This is a genomic window from Bartonella sp. DB5-6 (assembly GCF_000278115.1).
Lineage (GTDB): Bacteria > Pseudomonadota > Alphaproteobacteria > Rhizobiales > Rhizobiaceae > Bartonella > Bartonella refiksaydamii.
Window position 1 is genome coordinate 190,354 of sequence record NZ_JH725118.1, and the last position, 22,593, is coordinate 212,946.

Annotated in this window: 15 protein-coding genes, 2 tRNA genes and 1 pseudogene; 8 read left to right on the forward strand and 10 right to left on the reverse strand. The window is 36.9% G+C overall.

What is annotated here, in order from left to right; genetic code table 11:
- The first annotated feature begins 97 nt into the window (after positions 1-97).
- Positions 98-982: an RNA polymerase sigma factor RpoH gene (rpoH, locus tag MCO_RS05655; RefSeq protein WP_007553182.1), complete on the forward strand. Its 885-nt coding sequence runs from the start codon at positions 98-100 to the stop codon at positions 980-982.
- A 152-nt stretch (positions 983-1,134) separates the two neighbouring features.
- Here the strand turns inward: rpoH and MCO_RS05660 are convergent, their stop codons facing one another.
- From MCO_RS05660 to MCO_RS05670, 3 genes are all read right to left on the reverse strand, one after another.
- Positions 1,135-2,559: a hypothetical protein gene (locus MCO_RS05660; protein WP_007553183.1), complete on the reverse strand. Its 1,425-nt coding sequence runs from the start codon at positions 2,557-2,559 to the stop codon at positions 1,135-1,137.
- A 239-nt stretch (positions 2,560-2,798) separates the two neighbouring features.
- Positions 2,799-4,088 (reverse strand): adenylosuccinate synthase, encoded by a 1,290-nt coding sequence (locus MCO_RS05665; protein WP_007553184.1) that lies wholly within the window; start codon positions 4,086-4,088, stop codon positions 2,799-2,801.
- 176 nt (positions 4,089-4,264) lie between these two features.
- Positions 4,265-5,428, reverse strand: coding sequence for a phosphoserine transaminase (locus MCO_RS05670; protein WP_007553185.1), 1,164 nt, complete (start codon positions 5,426-5,428; stop codon positions 4,265-4,267).
- 404 nt (positions 5,429-5,832) lie between these two features.
- On the opposite strand from MCO_RS05670, the gene MCO_RS05675 reads away from it, so the two are divergent.
- Positions 5,833-5,908: transfer RNA gene (locus tag MCO_RS05675), tRNA-Phe, on the forward strand.
- A gap of 87 nt (positions 5,909-5,995) precedes the next feature.
- Here the strand turns inward: MCO_RS05675 and MCO_RS11215 are convergent.
- A complete protein-coding gene (locus MCO_RS11215) occupies positions 5,996-6,175 on the reverse strand; it encodes a DNA-binding protein (RefSeq protein WP_081488150.1) in 180 nt (59 codons plus the stop codon).
- 1,235 nt (positions 6,176-7,410) lie between these two features.
- Here MCO_RS11215 and MCO_RS05680 point away from each other — a divergent pair.
- The 3 genes from MCO_RS05680 to MCO_RS11220 are packed head-to-tail and all read left to right on the forward strand — an operon-like array spanning position 7,411 to position 8,478.
- Positions 7,411-8,073, forward strand: a complete 663-nt coding sequence (locus MCO_RS05680) for a lysozyme (RefSeq protein ID WP_007553186.1) — start codon at positions 7,411-7,413, stop codon at positions 8,071-8,073.
- Positions 8,070-8,297 (forward strand): hypothetical protein, encoded by a 228-nt coding sequence (locus tag MCO_RS05685; RefSeq protein WP_007553187.1) that lies wholly within the window; start codon positions 8,070-8,072, stop codon positions 8,295-8,297. The genes MCO_RS05680 and MCO_RS05685 overlap by 4 nt, the downstream gene beginning before the upstream one ends.
- On the forward strand, positions 8,230-8,478 hold the full coding sequence (locus tag MCO_RS11220) for a hypothetical protein (protein ID WP_081488151.1): 249 nt from the start codon (positions 8,230-8,232) through the stop codon (positions 8,476-8,478). Before MCO_RS05685 ends, MCO_RS11220 begins: the two co-directional genes overlap by 68 nt.
- A gap of 508 nt (positions 8,479-8,986) precedes the next feature.
- Here the strand turns inward: MCO_RS11220 and MCO_RS05690 are convergent.
- Positions 8,987-9,531, reverse strand: a pseudogene (locus tag MCO_RS05690) (integrase); the annotation flags it as partial.
- Positions 9,532-10,385: 854 nt separating this feature from the next.
- Between MCO_RS05690 and MCO_RS05695 the strand changes: the two are divergent.
- Together MCO_RS05695 and MCO_RS05700 are read left to right on the forward strand one after the other, a co-directional pair.
- The gene (locus MCO_RS05695) at positions 10,386-11,261 is read left to right on the forward strand and encodes a ThiF family adenylyltransferase (RefSeq protein ID WP_007553189.1); all 876 of its coding nucleotides are present in this window, start codon (positions 10,386-10,388) and stop codon (positions 11,259-11,261) included.
- Positions 11,258-12,478 carry an MFS transporter gene (locus MCO_RS05700; RefSeq protein ID WP_007553191.1) on the forward strand — a complete coding sequence of 407 codons (1,221 nt, stop codon included), beginning with the start codon at positions 11,258-11,260 and terminating at the stop codon, positions 12,476-12,478. The genes MCO_RS05695 and MCO_RS05700 overlap by 4 nt, the downstream gene beginning before the upstream one ends.
- An 868-nt stretch (positions 12,479-13,346) precedes the next feature.
- Here MCO_RS05700 and MCO_RS05705 read toward each other — a convergent pair.
- A tRNA-Ser gene (locus tag MCO_RS05705) sits at positions 13,347-13,437 on the reverse strand.
- A gap of 309 nt (positions 13,438-13,746) precedes the next feature.
- On the opposite strand from MCO_RS05705, the gene MCO_RS05710 reads away from it, so the two are divergent.
- The gene (locus tag MCO_RS05710) at positions 13,747-14,952 is read left to right on the forward strand and encodes a porin (protein WP_007553194.1); all 1,206 of its coding nucleotides are present in this window, start codon (positions 13,747-13,749) and stop codon (positions 14,950-14,952) included.
- 1,116 nt (positions 14,953-16,068) lie between these two features.
- Here the strand turns inward: MCO_RS05710 and MCO_RS05715 are convergent.
- The 4 genes from MCO_RS05715 to MCO_RS05730 form a co-directional block, all read right to left on the reverse strand.
- Positions 16,069-17,013, reverse strand: coding sequence for an N-acetylmuramoyl-L-alanine amidase (locus MCO_RS05715; protein ID WP_007553197.1), 945 nt, complete (start codon positions 17,011-17,013; stop codon positions 16,069-16,071).
- Between the two features lie 729 nt (positions 17,014-17,742).
- Positions 17,743-19,926 (reverse strand): isocitrate/isopropylmalate dehydrogenase family protein, encoded by a 2,184-nt coding sequence (locus MCO_RS05720; protein WP_007553198.1) that lies wholly within the window; start codon positions 19,924-19,926, stop codon positions 17,743-17,745.
- The gene (locus MCO_RS05725; RefSeq protein WP_007553199.1) at positions 19,923-20,654 is read right to left on the reverse strand and encodes an acyl-CoA thioester hydrolase/BAAT C-terminal domain-containing protein; all 732 of its coding nucleotides are present in this window, start codon (positions 20,652-20,654) and stop codon (positions 19,923-19,925) included. Before MCO_RS05725 ends, MCO_RS05720 begins: the two co-directional genes overlap by 4 nt.
- A gap of 286 nt (positions 20,655-20,940) precedes the next feature.
- Positions 20,941-22,137, reverse strand: a complete 1,197-nt coding sequence (locus MCO_RS05730; protein ID WP_007553200.1) for a multidrug effflux MFS transporter — start codon at positions 22,135-22,137, stop codon at positions 20,941-20,943.
- Positions 22,138-22,593 lie beyond the last annotated feature (456 nt).

Consider the following 22,593-nt stretch of genomic DNA (forward strand, 5'->3'; position numbering starts at 1 on the left):
ATTAAAAATTATGCTAGAATAAAATCAGAAAGATATTTATAATGTCTGGAAATAGAATTTGCCTTATCAGGGAATTCATGCAAAAGGAGGGTGCTATATGGCCCATATGAATCTACTATCAGTGACCGCAGGTGATGGAGGATTGAATCGTTATCTAGAGGAGGTACGTCATTTTCCTATGCTTGAGCCAAAAGAAGAATATATGCTGGCTCAACGTTATCGTAAACATAATGATCTAAAAGCAGCCCATAGGCTGGTGACTAGTCATTTGCGTCTTGTAGCCAAAATCGCAATGGGATATCGCGGTTACGGTTTGCCCATTGGAGAAGTCATTTCAGAAGGCAATGTTGGGCTTATGCAAGCTGTTAAGCGTTTCGAACCAGAACGGGGGTTTCGTCTTGCAACCTATGCTATATGGTGGATTAAAGCTTCAATCCAAGAATATGTATTGCGGTCTTGGAGCTTGGTAAAAATTGGAACAACTGCTAATCAAAAGCGCTTGTTTTTCAACCTTCGTAAATTAAAAAGTAGGCTTCAAGCCTTTGATAATGGCGATCTCAATTCAGAGCAAATTAAAGAGATCTCAACAAAATTGAATGTCACAGAAGATGAAGTTGTGTCAATGAATCGTCGACTTTGCGGTGATACTTCACTCAATGCGCCTCTTCGCACAAAGGAAGGTGAAAATGGTGAGTGGCAGGATTGGTTAGTGGATCACTCTGACAATCAAGAACAAGTTTTGATCGAACAAAATGAATTGGAAAATCGTCGTTCTATGTTAACAAGCGCCATGGATAATTTGAATGAGCGTGAAAAGCGTATATTCAAAGCACGTCGTTTAAGCGATGAACCGTTGACGCTAGAAGAACTTTCAAGTGAATTTCACATCAGTCGGGAACGTGTAAGACAAATTGAAATGCGTGCATTTGAAAAAATACAGCATTCTATCAAAGCTTCTGTTTTATCCCAAAATCAGGCATAAACCCCACAAAGGCGGATGTAGATTTGGCATATTTGTGTATTTTTGAAAAAAATGAGAGCCAATATATATTGGCTCCGTGTTCTTGAAGCTCAAATGATAGATCCTTTTATCCAAGACTCGTGACGACTTTTTTCTTCATCCACGTTAATGCTCTATTCTTTTTTATCAAGATCTGTTGGCTTATTTGATTGCGCAAGCCATTGTCCAATAACTTCATTAAAAATGGATTCACCTTTTGGCCCTTTTGCAAAGGTCAATTCATTTATACGTCCGTTTTTATCAGTCAACACCAAACGCACCCAATCTAATTCTCGCATCAATTGTAGATTGCGGTCGAGAAATGGATGATTGTCGCTCAATGCAATAAGAAAAAAATTATCGCCAATCTTCGCTGCAACAGTCCTAGCTAAAGCTTGCCCAATGGAGTGTTCACTGGCCTTAAAAACTAATGTTTGAACATTGCTTATAGTTTCCCCTGAAAATTTATCAGAAAGATTAAAAATAAGATCTATAATATACGCAGCAGGGAGAGACAGATCGGTATTACGACGTAAAATCAACCGTAATGATAGCCCTTCATCTGGAATTGTTATATCACCTTGTATAATCGACTCTTCTGGAGCTCCCTTCACACGAGATTCTTTTATAAGCGTCCAACGAGCACTCCCCGTTGCCACTTTTTCTGCATCATAATCTGTACGCTCCTGATAAAAGATGGCCTCACCTGCTTGTCCAGTTGACTGCAAATTTGTGGTAACAACTGTTGAGGTTTCTTTCTCATTTGAAGAATTTTCCGTCTGATCTAAGCCTGTATCAACTTCGCTCCCATCCTCTAATAAACGTTGCGTTAATTTTCTATTAACAGAAAATGCCTTTTGTAATACATGAGAAACCTGAACATTCCCCTGTGACAACTGATCATTATTTGACACAAATATACGCCCACCAACAAAACAAATACCAGTGGTTAAAGTGACCAAACTAGCGGCAATAGCAGTACCTATTGCGATACGCTTTTGCAGAGAAGACTGATTAGCACGCCGTATAGCTTGAGAAAAAATATGCGAAACAATATGCAGGTTATCTATTTGCGAAGTAGAAGCTAAAGGTGAAGATTTTAACGTATTCTTGTCAATATGCTGAGAAACCAAATAAGCATCCATATTGACAGGTTCGGCATCTGGCAATCCTGAAACAGACTCATCAAACACTTCTTTATCTTTTGAATTTGTAACTCTATCCTGTCTTCCTTCTATCATCACAACTGAAAACTCATGATCGTGTGGAGGCACAGAGCTTTGTGTGTGTTGGGAACCTTCAACTATACCTGTAGATTTCCATCCAATAACGGAAGAAAGCAACTCCTTTTCAACTGCTAAATATTCTTCTTCAACAGTTGCAATAGCGCTTTGCAAAATCTGTCTTTGCTCATCTGCCATCGCTTGTGGTATTGTGGCTGCGACAAACTGATGTTCTAGTGTTTCAATAGCTCGTTTATAAATTCTCTGGCGCACTTGTGGTGTAACATTATTCTGCGCATCCATTGCCTTTTTTAAGATTCCAACGAAATCTACCATATCCTTTATAATCTTTCTCAAACTGAGAAAAAACTCCAGCCGCAAGGACAAAAACGCCCTTCTTTTAGCCCTCTAAATTGATTGTCATTTATATTGATACAACTATCGTCGCAGTTTAAAGTGAACATGGAAAATAAACAATGCTCTTTTGTACCTTTCCCTCACTTGCTCTTAAATTTCTATTTATACAAAAATACAGAGACAACATGAAAAACTCTACAGAAATCTCAAAATAATGATTAATTTTCAAAAGGATCAGTAACAAGGATAGTATCTTCACGCTCAGGGCTAGTAGATAATAAAGCCACCCGTGTATGGATCATTTCTTCAATATAACGTATATACCTAACTGCCTGCACTGGTAAATCCTCCCAGCTCAACGCATGCGCTGTTGCTTCCTTCCAACCTTCTAATGTCTCATAAATAGGATTTACACGCGCTTGAGCTCCCATGGAAGAAGGTAAATAATCGATTCTTTTACCATCAAGCTCATAACCAATACAGATTTTAATTTCATCCAAACCATCCAAAACATCGAGCTTTGTCAGTGCTATACCCTGAACACCACAAACCGTTACCATCTGACGTACTAAGACAGCATCAAACCAACCACATCGACGTTTTCGACCAGTTACAACGCCAAATTCATGTCCATGTATTCCCAGAAAATCGCCAATATCATTTATCTGCTCTGTCGGAAATGGTCCTTCTCCAACACGCGTTGTATAAGCTTTTGCAATACCTAAAACATAATGAATTGAGCTAGGCCCCATACCTGAACCAGTACATGCCTGTCCAGAAACTGTGTTGGATGACGTCACATAAGGATAAGTCCCAAAATCATTATCTAATAAAGCACCTTGTGCACCTTCAAAAAGAATATGTTTTCCCATCCGATAACTTTCATCTAAAAGACGCCACGTACAATCCATAAAGGGTAGAATTTCATCCGCTACTCGCATCAATTCTTCATAAAGTGCTTTAGAATCAATCTCTGCAACGCCCATTCCACGACGCAAAGCATTATGATGTCCTAAAAGTCGTTCAATCTTAGCCATAAGCGTATCAGCTTCCGCCAAATCCATTACTCGGATAGCACGACGTCCCACCTTATCTTCATAAGCTGGGCCAATACCACGCTTTGTCGTACCAATTTTTAAACCAGATAAACCACTTTCCCGACTTGCATCAAGATCACGATGCAAAGAAAGAATCAATGGAGCATTTTCAGCAATACGTAAAATTTCTGGTGTAATTCTCACTCCCTGATCACGTAGCTTTTTTAATTCTGCTACAAAATGATGAGGATCAACAACAACACCATTACCTATAATTGATAACTTCCCACGAACTAAACCAGATGGTAGAAGCGATAATTTATAACTAACCCCATCAACAACCAATGTATGACCTGCATTATGACCGCCCTGATATCTTACCACAATATCTGCTCGTTCAGACAACCAATCTACAATTTTACCTTTGCCTTCATCTCCCCATTGTGTACCGACAACTACTACATTGGCCATAACTTTCTCCGTCGTGTTCGTCAAATAAAACTAGCATTCAAAAAAAATACTTCTTTATAACCAAACATTAGAGCAAGTGCGACTCTTCATTTCAGCTTTTTCCCAGTCTTCAGGTACTTAAATTTTCAGTTTCATAATAATAAAAGCAAATAAGTATAACCAAGACAAACAGTACCTTAAAGACGTGCTTTTTCAATCTGAAATGCCCATTCAAGCCATTGTGTTAAAATTTCGAGATCAGAAGCCTCAATTGTTATACCTGTCCAAATCCGAAGTCCTGGAGGAGCATCTCGATACGAGCCAATGTCATAAGCGACTCCTTCCTCATCAAGACGATCCACTACCGCCTTTATAAAAGATACCCGTTTTTCAGTATCCAAAGCAGTAATCACTGGATCTACAATATCTAAACAAACAGATGTATTAGAACGTACTTGAGGATCCTTTGCTAAATATTCTAACCACGGTGTTTTACAAACAAAGGCATCAAGTATAGAAAAGTTTTTCTCAACACGCGCCCTCAATGCCTGTAAACCACCTTGTGACTTTGCCCACTTCAATGCATCAAGAAAATCTTCAATACACAGCAAAGAAGGTGTATTGATAGTTACCCCCTTAAAAATACTTTCGTTCAATTTTCTATCTTTTGTTATACAGAAAATTTGTGGCATGGGCCAAGCTGGAACATAACTCTCTAGCCGTTCAACAGCACGCGGACTTAAAATCAACATACCATGTGCTGCCTCCCCTCCTAAAACTTTTTGCCATGAAAAAGTGACAACATCTAATTTTGAAAAATCAAGATTGTGTGCAAAAGCTGCTGATGTTGCATCACAAATTGTCAACCCTGCTCGCTTCTCTGGAATAAAATCTGCATTAGGAATACGCACACCAGAAGTTGTTCCATTCCATGTAAAAACAACATCACGATCAAAGTCAATTTGTGTTAAGTCTGGTAGTTCACCGTAAGGAGCTTCAAAACAGCGTACATCAGAAAGCTTTAACTGCTCAACAACATCTGCCATCCATCCTGATCCAAAACTTTCCCATGCCGCTATATCAACTCCACGTTCACCTAATAAAGACCACAGAGACATTTCAACAGCACCAGTATCCGAAGCAGGAACAATTCCTATACGGTACTCAGAAGGCACTTCAAGAATCTCACGAGTTAAATCAACAACTTCAGCAAGTTTTAGTTCTGCTTCTCTAGAGCGATGCGAACGTCCAACTAATGCATTTTTAAGAACTTCAGGAGTCCACCCAGGTCGCTTGCTACAAGGACCTGAAGAAAAATTAGGATTATTTGGACGATAACTTGGTTTTCTTAACATTATCATTATTTCTCCCCTTTATATATGGCTAGTCTTTATTTAAAAAAACGAACTATTATAAAGACTGTGCCAATAGTCTTTTTAGACAAAAATCAAAAATGTTTTCTTTTTATTTCGTTAGAACGCTTAAAATACGCGGAAACCTTTCAAAAATACCCCCTTAATCATGCTGCTAGATTGATTCTTTAAAAAAACCCCTCGCGCCACCACCACGATAAGACAGCATCCTGATGATCATACACTAACGTATCGCAATATACCTATCAAGTGTATTTTATGGAAAGAATAATTACAATTTCTTAGAGTCAGGGAGATAAACTTATAAAAAATCAATTATTTTTCTTTTGATGACTGGACAGAGAGAATTTTAATGTTATAACCGCACACGTTTCACGTGTTTTGTGAGACGTGCCCAGATAGCTCAGTTGGTAGAGCAGCGGACTGAAAATCCGCGTGTCCGTGGTTCGAATCCGCGTCTGGGCACCACTTTTTGTGTTTAACATATTGAAATATATAGATTTTTTCTTTAAATAGCCATTTTCAGACCACCTTTTACGGTTTAGACAACTTTATCTAATTTACTCCTATTTGCTCCTTATTTTTCTTTGAAGTGAGTGCCAAGATTTCTTTCTTTCTCCACCTCGCTGCTCTACCTAGCTTAGCTGCTCTACTTAGCTTATATGGCTCTAGAAATAATCCCTGAAGCCCCCAATTGCGAATCGTTGTTGTTGATACGCTAAAAAATTGGTACACTCACTATCGTTCAAAAGAGGCAACCCATATTCACAGCGTTGTTATTCCTAACTGCTCTATGGCAAAAGATTCAAATTGAACGTGGAAATGGATCGAACAAAAGAAAAGCTGTTACCGGCAGCGATCATTGATATCTTCTCAACACAGATTAGCACACGTGTGAAACAATAATACTATACATATTGCAGAACTAATTGACGCAATATTTTTTACTTTGAAAGTAATTTTACAGCGGATTTTGTTTAAATATTCATCTTGATATCATAAAAAAATTATTTTTTAAAACATTTAGAAAACAAAATGGAAAATATTAAAATTAACTATAGATTTTTTGAGCAAGATGTGTATAACTCGTTATGTGTATTGAGTATGTTTTATATGTATATTATTGAATACATAATGTTTAGTTATGGTATTTTTTTTCAGTTCAGTGGCGGCTTCTGTAATACAATCATTGGTTGTTACAATTATTAAGAAAACAATTCTTATTACTTCGTAGCTTATTGTAACATATGTTTTTCTTGGTAGTTTTATGCAGATTTTAATATTGGTTTTGAAGAGATTTTTTTCTGAGAGAGATGTCGATGCAGTGTGGCATTGTAAAGAAAATGTAAAGTAAGTGGGTAGAAGATAATGAAAAAACAATGATTTAATACTCTTTGATATTGGCGTTAGCTGGGCAAAAGACAACAATATTGTCATGTGTTTTGATTATTATTTTTGGGGGAGGGAAAAAGAAATTCGCAAAGGAAAAATTTGGAATTAGCTAATCAATGACTTCCTTATTTGTGTGCCTTGAGGATTCCGATTTATTTAGCTGACCGTGAAAATTGTTCCTTTTATTAGTAATATAAGGTGCGTTCAATGAGATATTGTAAGTATGGTTTGTTCATTCAAATAAATGAATACATTAAAGGGTGTGTTAATTTAGAGAGTTTGTGAAGTAAATCGTATTAAAAGTCTTAAAAAACCATCGAAAGAATTTTTTTTTACGAATTTGATCTATTGGAAATCGTTGTCTTTTAGGCAGAGAGGAGATTGATTACTACAGAATGTACAATAATTAATATAACTTTTGTTCAAATGAAAAAGCAGCATAGGTTTTAATATCCCCTATTGCAAAAGTCTTTTAGCTTTAATGATCCACTTTACTGTCCCATTCTATGGGGAAAGTAAGTTTTTAATTTTCACTTCATTCCTGCTTTGTGTGGGTTTTTTTTATGGGATTAAGAATAATGCGGAAAATATCAAAAGAAGGGCTTGCACTCATTAAGCAATTGGAAGGTTTACGTTTAAATGCTTACGAAGATGCTATCGGTGTGTGGACAATTGGTTATGGACATACAAGCACTGCCGGTGCTCCAGATGTCTATAAAGGCATGCAAATTACAGAAAAAGAAGCAGAAAAAATCCTTCTTCAAGATTTGAAACAATTCGAAGATGTCATTAAACGAACTGTTACGGTTCCTTTAAGTGATAAGCAATTCGCAGCACTTGTGTCGTTTTGCTATAATATCGGAACAGAAGCTTTTTGTCGCTCTACACTCGTAAAAAAGCTCAATAAAGGGAATTACGAAGCCGTACCAATTGAATTGCAAAAATGGACAAGAGCAGGAGGGAAGCGTCTCCAAGGTCTTATCAATCGTCGAGCAGCTGAAGCATGGCTATGGGCTCAAGGAGCACATGTGTCTCCAAATTATCAGAGAGTAGAAGCACAAGGCGTAACGGGTATTTGTAAAGTGGAAGCGCTTGCACCAATTATAGGTTCCTTCTCAGGGCTTGGAGGACTTTTTGCGGGGAATGGTCCTATTCAATGGGCTTTAGCGGGCATTATGGTTTTAGCAGCTTGTACGGCTATGCTATATATCGTTAAACGCTTTCAGGAGCACCGTCTATGATCTTATGGATAAGAAAATATCTGACATTAATAGCAACAATCTTAGCAGCTTTTTTTGTAGCTTTAGTAAAAGCCTTTTTTCTTGGAAAGAGAGTTGAGCAGAAAAAACAAACAGAAGAAGCTTTAAAAACAGCAAAAACACGAATTGAGATAGAGAATGAAATTAATAAGAAAAGTGATACTAATGTGCGTACTGAGCTTTCTAACTGGCTGCGCGACGAATGAACGTACTTCTTGTCTTGGATGGCTGCCAATTTATTTGAATCGACAAGATCTCAACGTGATTAGCCCAAATTTAGCAAGAGATATTCTAAAACATAACATGCAAGGTGAACGTCTGTGTGGATGGAAACATGGACAGAAAAAAAGTACTAGAGACATAGAACTTATAGAATCAAAAAAATAGCGTCTTCAGGAGATAATTGATACTTACCAAGGTGTAAAATAGTGTCTGTTATGTGAAATAGAAAGTTTTTATTTTATTATTATTTAGTTATTGATTTTGCGCATCCTATAGATGTGATAGATGGTCTGTGTACATTTGAAGCAGTGGTTCTTTGAGGATTGAAAATCTGTTATGATCTAGAAAAAGGCTTCGCAAAAAGCCTTCTTCTATAAATTGTAGTATCATAAACACAGAGTAGAGTATGTACAAAATGTGTTCCGCTTTCGATAGATAAAAACCAAATATTCCATCAGTTATTTTTGTCTCTACTTTATTCTTAAACAATTTTTACCCTAGTGGATAGATTGATGGTTTTTCAAGTAAAGTTATGCTATTCTAACGATGTAGATATTGGAAAATAGATTTTAGTTAAAAAAAATTGTGCTTAAATCTTTAATATCCACAGCTGACTGATTTTTTATGCAGGTGCTAATATGACTTTAGGAATATTCTTATTTTAAGTATTAATAAAAGCCGGAACTTCTTGCCATGGCATAGTAGGAATATTTTTTGATGTAGCAGGTGGTTTTCCTAAAAGAGCGCGTGCTTTCATACAAGCTTGTAAATCAACATCTAAACCAAGATCCGTAGCATATTTCAAGAAAATATTAATACGGTTAAGTGCCTTTCGCTCTGTATCTGCTTTTTCATGCCAAAGGGGAGCGAGAACATTGCGAATGATATTGTCCGTTAATTTTTCTATAGGTAATTTGCCTATGTGTGGAATAACGTGCAACTGGAGTGGAGAAAACCAGTGGCCGTTTTTGCCTTCATTTTTCAACTCTGCTTTTTTGCTTTCAAAAGCCGCTTTTGCAATTTCTTGGAAGATATTGCTTTGCTGTTTTAAAATAGTCTGTTCTCGAAAGACAATAGGGTCATTGCCTTCTTTAAGAACATCACTATAACATCTAGTAAGCTCGCGCGCTTCTTTTAAAAAAAATTTGCAACAGGACTGGATCCCATTTCACGACACTTATTGTGATGTGTATAACCTATGAATCGCTCTCGCTTAATTTACCTTCTCGACCACCTTTAATTTCTGATTTAAGATTTTTTCTTTAATACTTAATTTTTTTATTGAATCATAAAAAGCTATAGACATCAATACATTCTTGCACATCTTTATATAATTTGATTCTTGCTAATAAAGCCTGCTCTGCCTCTTTGGGGCACCAGATGCGTTTATGTTACATTTTACTTATTGATTTTGTAATTTTTTTAAGATAAAGAAACTTGCAAATCTCTATAGAAGGCACAAACGCTACAGTTACATCACATTTTTTAGCCATATCTATTGATCTATTATTAGCATAATATAGTTTTTTTATCGTAAAGAATTAAATTAAAACTATTAGCAATTATCTATCAATATGTATCTAAGAAGCATTCATTTTTCATCAATATTTCTTATATACTAAACAGTAACAGCTGACTTATCTAAAGCTTCCCCTCATTACTATTTTTATAAAAATGTTCATCCTCTATCATAAAAATGTATTTACAATAATGCCGTTTCGACATAGCCTGCCTCTGTCACACGCGTGACGAGTAATGAAAATATAGAGACTAAAGAGAGAGATCATGGATCATATAGGTTTTAATTAATAAAGAAATTCTTTTACCTGAAATTACTTTTTAGCAAAAGCTAGACTAATGAATAGATGTGTGGGGGAGGAAGTATGGAATAGCAATATATTTTAGGAAAATACACGCGTGTTGTTGTCCGTGAAAAGGATGCGATTTTTGGTGCAGGCTCAAAACAATTTATTATCAATGATAGAAAACACTGGGAGAGTTTGGTACTTCTTGCCGCACAATGGATCGAGAAAAAGACAATAGAAGAAGCTTACAATTCGCTATCGTCAATTATGTTAAAAGAAAACTTTAACCGCGCATTTGACTTTCTTTTTTCTAACCACTTTCTTGTTTTGGCTGAAACATCAGAAAATATCTTCAATAATCGGTATTCCAGAAGTCATCTCCACTATCAAAGTTACGGTATGAATCCAAACTCCGTTCAGCACACCCTGTCACAAAAAGTGGTCGTCATTTTAGGATGTGGCGGGATTGGTAATCATGTATCAGCAATACTGGCTACTTCTGGTGTAGGGAAATTAATTTTTGTTGACAATGATGTGATTGAGATGAGAGACCTTACCAGACAAATTCTCTTTACTGAAGAAGATAGTGGGCTTCCGAAAACAACTGTTCTTCGACGTGAATTGTCGCGGAGAAACAGCCAGAGTGAAGTTAGTGAATTACAAATATCGATCACTACGAAAGAAGATATCAAAAAATTACCCAAAGCTGATTTATGGATTATTTCTGCTGATACACCTGATCAACTGGTACCATGGATAAATGAATGGTGTGTACAAAATAAACAAGCCTATATAAATTCCGGCTATGTTAATGATATAGCTGTTTTTGGTCCTTTTTACATCCTTGGGCAAACTGGCTGCTACGTATGCAGCTCATCCATAGGAAATCTCCCCCCAAAAAGTGACCACTTAATCTATAATGCTTGCGCTGCTATCAATAATAACTTTAAAATCGCCACCTTTCCCCCCGTAAATGCTCTTGCAGCCGCAATGTGCGCCAATGATGCTCTTAAATTTTTGGGTGGTTATGGTGATCTACTTTCCACTAATCGCCGTGTGGGGATATGGATCAGCAAACTTTTCACAGAAGAGCGTTCCTTAAAAAAGAATCCTCACTGCAAAGTCTGTGGAACAAAACAATGAATAGACCCCGAACACTCGCTGTAACCTATGGATCCTACCACGCAGTACGGATGTTGATCGGTGTTTATCACGCCATTTTTTTGATGTCTATGGGTGTTAGCCTATCCCAATTGGCTCTGCTGCAAATCACCTTTTCGGGAACCGTCTTGCTTCTTGATTTTCCCTGTGCTGTTTTGGCTGACAAATATCGGCGTAAATACTCGGTCACAGCTGGAGTTTTTATGACTGGGTTGTTTTATATTCTCTGCCTTCAAGCCCCCAATATGACAGCACTTATCATTTCTCAGATCTTCTATGCAGCAGGAATTTGCCTTATTGTCAGTGCCATTGACGGGTGGATTTTCCATTCTCTAGGAAACAAACAGGATCTTTTTTCGCATTATGCACATCTTTCTCACAAAGTAAATTCCTTCGGAAGCGTTATTAGTGGTATCGTAGGAATTGCAACGATATATTACTCGAAGCAATATTTCATGGGATATATCATCTCATGCCTGATGATGGGGGTACTTCTCTTTGTATTTCTTATTGTTCCTGAAGAGGAGAAATCAAAAAGTGAAGGGACAAAAACAAAAACCATCCTACAAAATGCTAAGGAAACGCTCTGGATATTGCAAAACACCGTTGGAGGAGCATGGTTTGTTTTTCTGATGTGCCTTTTCAGTGCTGGTATTCAGATTATCTATCACTTCTGGCAGCCGATAATACTCTCGGGTGGAAAAATCAATCACCTCAATAGCTCACAAATGTTAATATTAATGTTCTGCCATATCGGAGCATTCTCAGCACAATATTTTTCCAATTCACTAATGTCTAAGTATCACATATTTGATAAAAAATATAAGAATTCTGTAAAATATTTTTCCTTCTTTTCTGCCCTTATGTGCATAGCGCTTTATTTTTTTGTCCATAGCAATCAAACCACTGCATCAATCATCGCGTTTTCGTTAATTCATGGTTTTATTTGCACTGTACCGATAGGCGCAAAAAGCTTGTTTTTTTCAGAGCTTACCCCGAAACAAACCCAGCATATTTCCGGTATTGTCGGTGCTGTATCTTTCAGCGGAAGAATATTTTCAATCGCAGTGTTAAGTGTTATCTCTTTTCTTCCTGCAAAAGTTTCACCTTCTTATTATCTTATATTGCCAACCACGACTTTTTTCATGTGTTGTTTGGTTATCATGAGGTGGACGTCTCTCTCTCGCAAATCTATATGAAAAAAATCATACAATTACCGTCTCCAAATGTTTCCTTTTGGAATATATCATGCGCTTTTGGGCCCCTTCGCACATTTGCACTTCAAAATACGACGCAGATAACATGATAAAAATCGATTAAATACATCATAAGGCTATTATTGCTCACCAAAAGCGAAGTACTTCAAATAACAGTGCACACACAAACACGTTATTAAAAACGATATGATTATAACTTTGACAGCAGCATAAAAATTAATACATACCCAATCTCTTCTTACCTTGTGATAACAAAACTCTTAAGACAGTAAAATTATATAATATATGTATAGAGATCACGAAGCAAAGCGTAGAATACACAGAGTTTATGAACTGAAAAAGTCTATTAAAAACGACAAAATCGCGCTTTTTAAATTAGAAAGATCTACCCCCTAAGATTCAATTAATCTTATTAAGATTTCACCTGCATGACTATTCAAACTGCGTAAACATAGTAACAAAAAACTGTGCAATATCTCTAAAACTCATTCTAGTGCTCCCACAACCCATTTTAATGAAAGCGTCGAATTTTGACACTTCATAAAAACCAGCCCAAAACAGTTCACAACAACAATTCAATAATGCAAAGAAACTTTCTGCAAATGCTCAAAACTTTCTAAAAGCATGAAATGTTTTTTTAATAAACAATTCAAAGGGCTTTTAGAAGACAATCCAACCTTAGAGCATAAAAAATATCTCTAAAAATAAACAGAGCTTCACAGCAAAAATTGCAAACCACAAAAATACACTCTCGAAGCAGAAAAGCTACAAAAAGGACGGGATAGGCAAAAAATAAATCAAGTGAATTAAAACACCTAGTCTTATTATAAATCACCGATTTTATTGAGAATGGCGGAGAGGAAGAGATTCGAACTCTCGAGAGCCTTTTGAGCCCTACTCCCTTAGCAGGGGAGCGCCTTCGACCACTCGGCCACCTCTCCAAGGATAGTGCATAAATGGTATCAACAGAAACTTCAAGACATTTTCGATTTTTTTCAAAAATATCTAAGTTTTTTCTTTTTTAGTGACCCACAGAGGATAATAAAGTTAACAAAATAAAAATTGTGCCTTTTTTATCACATTGCCTTGAATAGTACATGAATATCCTTCAAAAGGGTAATTTCATATTTGTATCTTTAAAAAAGATCAGTATAGCTAGCATTACGAGTATCGCGTATTTTTGCCTTTCATGAGTTGAACAAATAATATTCCTTAGAAAAAATTACACTACCTTTCATTGGAGATCCACTATGAGTATTAAATCCCTCTTTTTAAGCTCTACAGCAGCTTTTTTAGCAATTTCTGGAGCACAAGCAGCTTCAACAGTAATTGCAGAACCAGAGCCTGTGGAATATGTTCGCGTTTGCGATGCATATGGAAAAGGATATTTCTATATCCCCGGAACAGAAACTTGCATGCGTTTATCAGGAAATGTCCGCGCTGATTTTCTAGGCGGTGATAACGTTGATGCGACAACCGACGCTGAATTAGCTCAAAAAAGAAAAACATATGGTGCATCCTCACGATTAACCCTTGTTTTTCAAGCCGCTTCTGAAACAGAAATGGGAACACTTCGTTCCTATGCACGAATCTACTCAAGCTGGGGGAATGGTGCTAACAAAGCTGGTGCAACACTCTCAGCTGCTTACATTGAACTTGGTGGTTTTCGTGTAGGTCTTGATGACACAATTTTCAACAGTTGGACAGGCGGTTATGGAAACGTTCTAAATGATGACAGTATAGCGCCAAGTGGTATCACACGTACCAATTTTATCTCTTATACCTTTAGTGGTGACTCTGGCTTTTCTGCCATTATCGGTGCCGAATTAGGCAACGCCGATGGTCCTGCCCCCATCGAAGGTACATACTACTATATTGATAAAGATGATAAAATTGCTGTCGTTCCTACAGATAGTCTCCCAAGTAAAAGAATAAAAGATTACACTCCCAATCTGGTTTTTGGTATAAAATTTATGCAAAAATGGGGTGGTTTTTCAACAGTTGCTGCTTATGATTCTTACTACAAAAAATGGGCTGGTAAGGTACGTGTAGATTTCAATGTCAATGACCGTTTTAACCTATGGGCAATGGCTGGCTATAAAAATAGCGTTGATTACTACACAAAAGATGCAAACGACGTATTATCACGAGAAAATACGACAATCTATGCGAACTGGGGAGGCAAATGGGCTGCATGGGCTGGTGCAACTTACAAACTCACTTCAAAAGCAAATCTAAATGCTCAAGTTTCTTATAGCGCTGTAAAGACCTTTGCAACTTCTGTAAATATTGCATACACGCTGGTTCCAGGTTTTGTGATTACACCAGAGCTCACTTACGTTTCTTGGAATGATGATCGCTCCTTAAAAAGCATAGACGCTGCTACGACATATACACATGCTCTGCATAAGAAAAGTGCTTTACAAGGTATGATTCGCTTCCAGCGCTCATTCTAATCCTTTTGGACTACACTTTTAAAAACTGGTAACATATGTTACCAGTTTTTGCACTTTCCCATGATGACTATAACACTGTTCCGTGATATTTTTTTGCCACTATCTCTACAAAAAAGCTGCTTACTGTTATAAAAATATTCCAAATAAATAAACCCGATGAATGTTGATAAGCACATTTCATAAACCTCGCATGTAAGTCTAAATAATGCAGATCTTCATCATCAAAGAATTTATCATCAAAAGTGTGCAAATATCCTCGAGAGAAAACAAAATAAGCGAGATATAGCTTCAACGCACTAGATAATTGATCATAGAAATATTTTTAGTAAAAATGATAGCGCTAAAATAAACAACGAGATTCTTTACAACTTTAATATTTGCAAATACGTCAAAAATATCCTCTTAAAAGCAGAAGTGATGTATATTTTTCAAAATTCTGAAAATATCGCACATATATTCTTTGCAGCGCGCATACCTTGCTTGCTTCTTTCAATCATCGTCACACACTTCCTGTATACAACAAGTACAGAACTACAATCCATACTTTTCATATCTAATGATTACGAGAGGAGAAATAATGCAAGATTCTTTGGACATCCCCATCTTTACCCTTTGAAACAATAAGCCCATGCTATCAATTTATTTACCAGCTTTCAATGTTGCAACCGCTTTTGCATAGAGACGTTTCACGGGAGGTATATTGCCTCCTTTTTAAAACGTTTCTTATCCGCATACTGATTTCGTTTATGACATGCAAATAAATAATTTTCTAATGTCTAATGTAAAACTTTGAAATGAAAAAACCTTACTATATTGGAAACTCTTATTCAAATTGTAAAATAACGAATCATCTTTATAAAATTCTTTTTTACACAACACTCCCCTCTTTTCTTTTAACTCTTGAGCATTATGTTTTCTGTACTATGCACAACACCCTAACTTCACGTATCTTTTTTAATGAGGCTGTTCCATATACAATAAAGAAACGAGTTTTTAAAATTCACTTTTTACTAAGTTTTCTCATCCTTTTCCCATGAATTGCTTTACAGATAGCTTTTTCTCACACAAGCCCAATTGGCAAAAAGCAAAACTCACCGGAAAACGTCCACTGTTGTATTAACTTGACGGAAAATACTTATCTACCAAAGCATAAATAATGGCTGCTGTTTCAACATCCAAAATCCCATCATAATTTTCTTGACGAAAATGAAGCTGAAATGCTCGTATCAAATTCTTATATCCAATTTCGGTACACGCAATCGAAATATCATATCCATAACATTTCAGTTTAACCAAAATATCCTCTTTAGCTGGAAAACTCTTAGAAAATTGCTCTTGATAGTGATTTTTTAATTCATCATCATACCATGCTCCTATGCCAGCCACATAAAGTTCTTTCCACGGAAAAGCTGCCCCTGGATCACTCTTCCTTCCAATAGCAATATCACTGTGCCCAACGACATCGACTGGCATGATATCTGGATACCGTTGAAGAATATTCAATGCCAGTTCCTTAACTGCATCAATTTGCGTTGGATTATAAGGAGGAAAAACAAAATCCTTATTATTATAAGTAGTGAGGTTAATTGTCTCAAGCTGCAAAGCTGTACCACCCACACAAGCACCCTCAGTCCATGAACCAACATCTGTCTGTAATTGACATTCATCTTTATTAACGAGATTTAAAACACGCGCATCCGTTAAAGCTGCTTCAACATACGTTTGCCCAACACCATCAGAATGACTAGTAGCTAAATTGACTATTTCAATCCCAATAGAAGTATCATTTATATTATTACGCCCCGCCCATGAACTCACACCCGTATGCCACGCACGCTCATTTTCATCCACCAAATTAAAGATACGCATATCCTTAAACCCTGCCTCAATATACGTCTGCTCTGATGGATCAGGAACAAGATAGTGGGCACTAACCCTCTCTCCTGTAAGAGCCATAACCGACTCTTTAAAATTAATGGCAGTATAATGCATGACAAGAAAACGAACACGGCGATTAAAACTCTTGATAGAACGATAACTGTTATAATCAATATAATACACGGAAATCTTGCCTTTTTTCTAATTCACAAATACCACCGCTCTTTACAAAAGACGGTACACAAAACGAGCGCTGTATAATATCGTAAATATCATCGCACAAAAAACATACCGCTTAGACATCATGCGATAGTGTAAAGATCCGGAGGGAATTCTACAAAATATTTATGGCAATTTATTGGCAGCCACATTAACAATACATCTTTGAAAGTAACTCTTCACTGCTGTATTTCTAACAAGACTTGTAAACTTTTTTTGTACAGTTGCAAATAATCAAAATCCCTTTTTCCTTTTTCATAAAGCAGTTTTCTCTATCCCCCCTCTTAAAAGCATATCCCCCATCTCTAAATCAATGCGTGCAGAGAATCTTTCTTGAACTTAATAAAACAATCTCCAAAGAATCATTGTGTTTTTATCATGCAATAAATATCCACCTATAATTCACGTATCCATATGATTTTTACCCGAAATCGTATAAACATTTGTTGCAAAAAGGTAATGGTGAGTTCTAGCCACAGCAATATCCCGAACAAAACCTGAACGATAATATCCGCATTTTTCTGTAGAAGTGTTTCGAATAAAATATTTGACCGTTATTTATACAGCTTAGCTGTTATTTTGTGTCAAAGAAAATGCTAGTAAACACAAAGACCTAGAACATCAAAATAGTGCTATATTTAACCCAAACAATAAAAAATGATGTGGAGAATATTTTTACGTTTCTAAAGAGTATCATTTGCGCTTCTCCGTTTGCAAATATCTTGTTAAAACTAACCAAGCCGCATATTCCTGTAAGACTATACCTAAAAGCGGACGTGTATAGGGAAAAGTTACACGCTCATCATCATAGCCTTTCATCCGTATAGTTATGGTAGCATGTCCAAGACTTTCTTCTTGATTTTCTAGTATCTCCAAAGAAGGTGACAAGCTAACCTCAACCTCAAGTTCCGGAACATTTTTTGCACTTTTTTCCGTTTTTTCTGTTGGCTGAAAATATTGTAAAAGGTGCGGATCAGTCGCAAACCAATGAACTTTTGCACGCATTGCCAATTGTTTACTAGCAGTAGTAACTTCTGCACCAACCAAATACGGGCGAAAATGATTTTCAAATTCTTCGATTAAATGCTGTGCCAAAGGCGCTGATGATTGACCAACCAATTGCACCAGAACATAAGGGCTTTTCCATAAAAAATGCCGTTCAAATGGCTCATTTTCAAAATGACAATCAACAAAATGCGCGATTGTACTTTCATCAATTCCAATCAAAGTCCACGCATATTGAGCACGCGATACGGAAGAATATTTCTTCTCATTGTGTTCTAAATAATTCTCTAAAAGCGCAAGAGCCTGTGATGGCGGACCGGGCAAAACAACAAGCGTACTTCCAAAACAAGAGAGATAAAACCCTGGTGCTGTGCCAGTAAGATTGTCAAGCACGGTTGCTGTTTCTGGAAACAACGCTTGACGCGCATTGCTGGCATCAGGCGCAATACCTAACCGTTGTAATTGACCTTTTATCGTTTGCCAAACAGCTTCATGATGAACCAAAGACTGCTGTACAGCTTGAGCAACCGCATCACGTGTTTTGTCATCTGATGTTGGTCCCAATCCCCCACTGATAATGATAAGATCTTCTTGCCCAAGACAAGCAATCACTGTTTCACTTATTTGCTGTAATTGATCAGCGCAAACAAAATGACGTGTTACTTGGATATTTCTCTTATTCAAGCTCTGACTCAAATCCTGCAAATTCGTATTCAAATATTGTCCTGAAAGGAGTTCATCACCAACCGTAATAATTGCCGCACGACAAACAGAGACAGACTTCACAAGAGAATTGAGAACAGCTTCAGCCATTTGACGTGTAGAGGCTACGCCTCCCAAATCATAAGTGACAGTTTTTCCAATGCGAATAACCTGATCAACACTCTCAGACAATTGTTTTGCTTTCTCCTGAAAACCTAAATGCTCTAAAAGTAAAGCCGTGGTATAAAGCATGGCAGCAGGATTTGCTTTATTCTGTCCAGCAATGCGCGGTGCACTCCCATGAACGGGTTCAAAATAAGCAATTTTGCTGCCCACATTTGCGCTAGACGCAAGCCCCAATCCCCCCATCACTCCAGCAGCAAGGTCAGAGAGAATATCACCAAACATGTTTTCAGCAACAATCACACCAAACTGTTCTGGTTTTGTTGCAATCCACAAAGCGACCGCATCAACATTATGAATATCTGCTTCGATTTCTGGATAATTTTGCGCGATTTTCTCAAAAATTTCCTGAGCAAATTGTCCACTCTCCCGCATAACATTTGGTTTATCGGCAAAAGTAACCCGCTTAAATCCGTGTTTGCGTGCATAAGAAAAAGCGTATTCAAATAACCGCTCTAAACCAAAGCGTGTTTGCAAACGAACCGTCCACGCTGCCTCCTCAGGACCATATTTTTCTAAATTGGGGTGTTTTAACCAAGCGGCTGTTTCAGGAGTTATTCCACGAAAGTCTAATCCCGCATAAAGACCTTCACTATTTTCTCTGATAACACAAAACTGAAAAGGTTTTCTCGGACCGAAAATGTATCTGATAGGGCGTATATTCGCAAACAAACCTAACTTCTGGCGAAGCTGAATGACAGGAGAAACATAGGCAAATTTTTTCTCTTTTAAATGCGGTGCAAGTTCTTTTAAAGCCGCTTCTTTTCCTTTACTGGTCACAGCTCCAAGTAAAACAGCGTCACTTTCGGCTATTTTTTGCCAAGTAGCTTGAGGAACAGGATCTCCTTCCTGTTTCCAACATTCCCAACCAATATCGCCATAAGTAAACTCGATCGGCAATTGAAATTGCTCCAAGACCATCAGCGCAGCATCACAGACCTCAATCCCTACTCCATCACCAGGTAATACAAGAACTTTCTTTTTCATAATCTACCAATCCATTCATCAATAATTGCATCCGTCATAGTAGGATTATCCTCCCACAAACGCGTACCAGCACCAGTGATAATCTTATATTCATGATACATACAATAACTTCTCGTTTGGTTATCTACGGTTGCAAGTTGTGACTTTTCACCTACCAAAGCTAAAAACTTTCCAGTGTATTTGATAATCTCATTTCTAGCATCCATCCCCAACAAGAATTTAAATCCTCTCATCATACGTTCAATTGCCATGCTTTTTTGCTCATCAGGAATCTCCAATAAGACTCTTTTTTTCATGACCCCACGAGGGCACATAAAAACATTGAGTGTTTCTAGAGCTTCCGACAGATCACCATTTTCCAATAAGGTAAGAACAGACCCAAGTCGTTGTTGCAAAGTCTTATCTGGATAACCTGGAGCATTCACAGCAAGCACTGCTTGAACATTTGGAAGTTGTGCTGCCAACATTTGTACCAATGTCCCAGCCATAGAAAATCCTACAAGCACTGAGGGCACCTTAAAATATTTTTCAAGTTTCTCCGTAATAACAGGCAAAATTTCTATGGCAGAGTTATTAAGAAAAGGAGAATTACTAGGAAAAAGAGACAGTGTATCAAGTAGAGTAATTTGAAATCCTTTTGCTAAGCATAGCTTTGTAAACGAAGAACAAAAAACACCACGATCCCAAATTGGCATCACAGGAGAAAGAATAACAATATGAAGTCCCATTTATCTACACCCCGCCCCTCTTGTTTCAAAATATGAATTGTAGCAGAAACTTCCCCACTGACTATAAATCATACAACACAAACATATCAAAACTTCCCTGCACATAAGCTTATCCCCCATAATAACCGCCGCAATAACTGATTGTATCAGCTATAAACTAAGCTACGACAAATTTTAAGCATGTTCGAGAAAATAAGGTGTAAAAATTCACTCTCAGAGTCTGTCATTTTCATTTAAGCAAAATAACATCACAACATTTTCGCATGATCTTTTTTTATCATTTCACTCAATCTATTTCCAAGCGCATAAAATCATGCGCTTTTCGGATATAAATTATAAACCCTAGCAGACAACAGACAGCCAATGAGATTGCCATCACCCGTGGACTGTGCCCAGAAATCTTTCCAATAACCGCAGCACTCAGCGCAGCACTCCCTAATTGTAAAGCTCCCATAACACCAGAAGCTGTCCCAGCAGCTTGCGGATGGGATGAAATTGCCAACGCCGTTCCTAACGGCAATAAAAACCCATTACCAAAAGTAAGAACAGCGATAGCTACAAAACTCGTTACAAGTGTCCATGGGCTTAGATACATTTGCAGAGCAAAGAGTATTCCCCCTATAACGAAAATAATATACCCACGCCATACAGTTCTTTCCATAGACTCTCGCTTAAAAAGCCACCGTGCTACGAAATTTCCCAAAATATAAGGTAGCGAAACACCAATATAACTATAACCAATATATATCGGTGACAAACCTAAGGTTGTGAGTAAAAAAGGCGATTCCACAATATACGCAAAATATGCCGCATACGAAAAACACGGAATAAGTGCATAAAAAATAAATTGTTTATTTCTGAAAACCGCGCCCCCCCCCTTTATAAATCCCGCAGATGAAAAACGCTGCCGCCTTTGAAGAGGTAATGTTTCCGTTAATACAAAATAACAGAGCAAAATAGTCAAGGATATAAAAATGCTTAAAAAGATAAAAGTAGCGTGCCAATTGAAAGTTTGTAACAACAACCCTCCAATTAAAGGTGCAAGCGCTGGCGACATCCCAATGAAAGGGAAAACAATTAAATAAAGTTTCCCCGCTGCCTTTTTATCTAACAAATCATTGATAATAGCACGACTTAAAACAATTCCTGCACAAGCTCCAAGACCTTGTAAAAAACGTAATACAAGAAAAGCGTGAATATTATCCGTATAAATCACACTAAGAGTAGTAAACAACCACAAAAATAAGCCAAAGAGAAGTGTTTTTTTACGCCCAAAACTATCACTCAGTGGTCCATAAATGAGCTGTCCAAGTGCCAATGCAAACAGAAAAATTGCTACCGCACTCTGAATTTGGGATTCTGTTACTTGGTAGTATTGACGCATCTCTCCAAGTGCCGGCAGAAAAATATCTGTAGAAATCAGACCTCCTGTTGATAAACATACGATAAGTATAATGAATGATAATGTATATTTATGTTGCATAAATAAAGACACACTTTTTAAATTAAAATAGTAATACTTTTTACTTTAATAAGTAAATTAATTATTTATTATTATAAATATATAAATGATTTGTTAATACAATTCTACTTTACTTGATAAGATTTAACTTTTTTATATTATTGATGCTACAAAATATTATCATTTACAGGCGCATGATAAACTTTATATATAAATCACTTAATGCTTCATGATACGTCTTATAACCAACTTAAAAAGACTACAAGTCTCAACAGTAAAATTATACGTAAAAAAATAAAAATAATGATCACAGGATTTTGCCTTTTATCTACAAATATAAACATCCATGCGTAACATTTAGCATATTTTCTTAAAGAAGTAAGAATATATATTTATGAAAAAGCATTCAGACAATTTCATAATTATTTTAAAAAAATTTGCACAAAACATTTTACACCTTAAGCTAGTTTTTCTTTA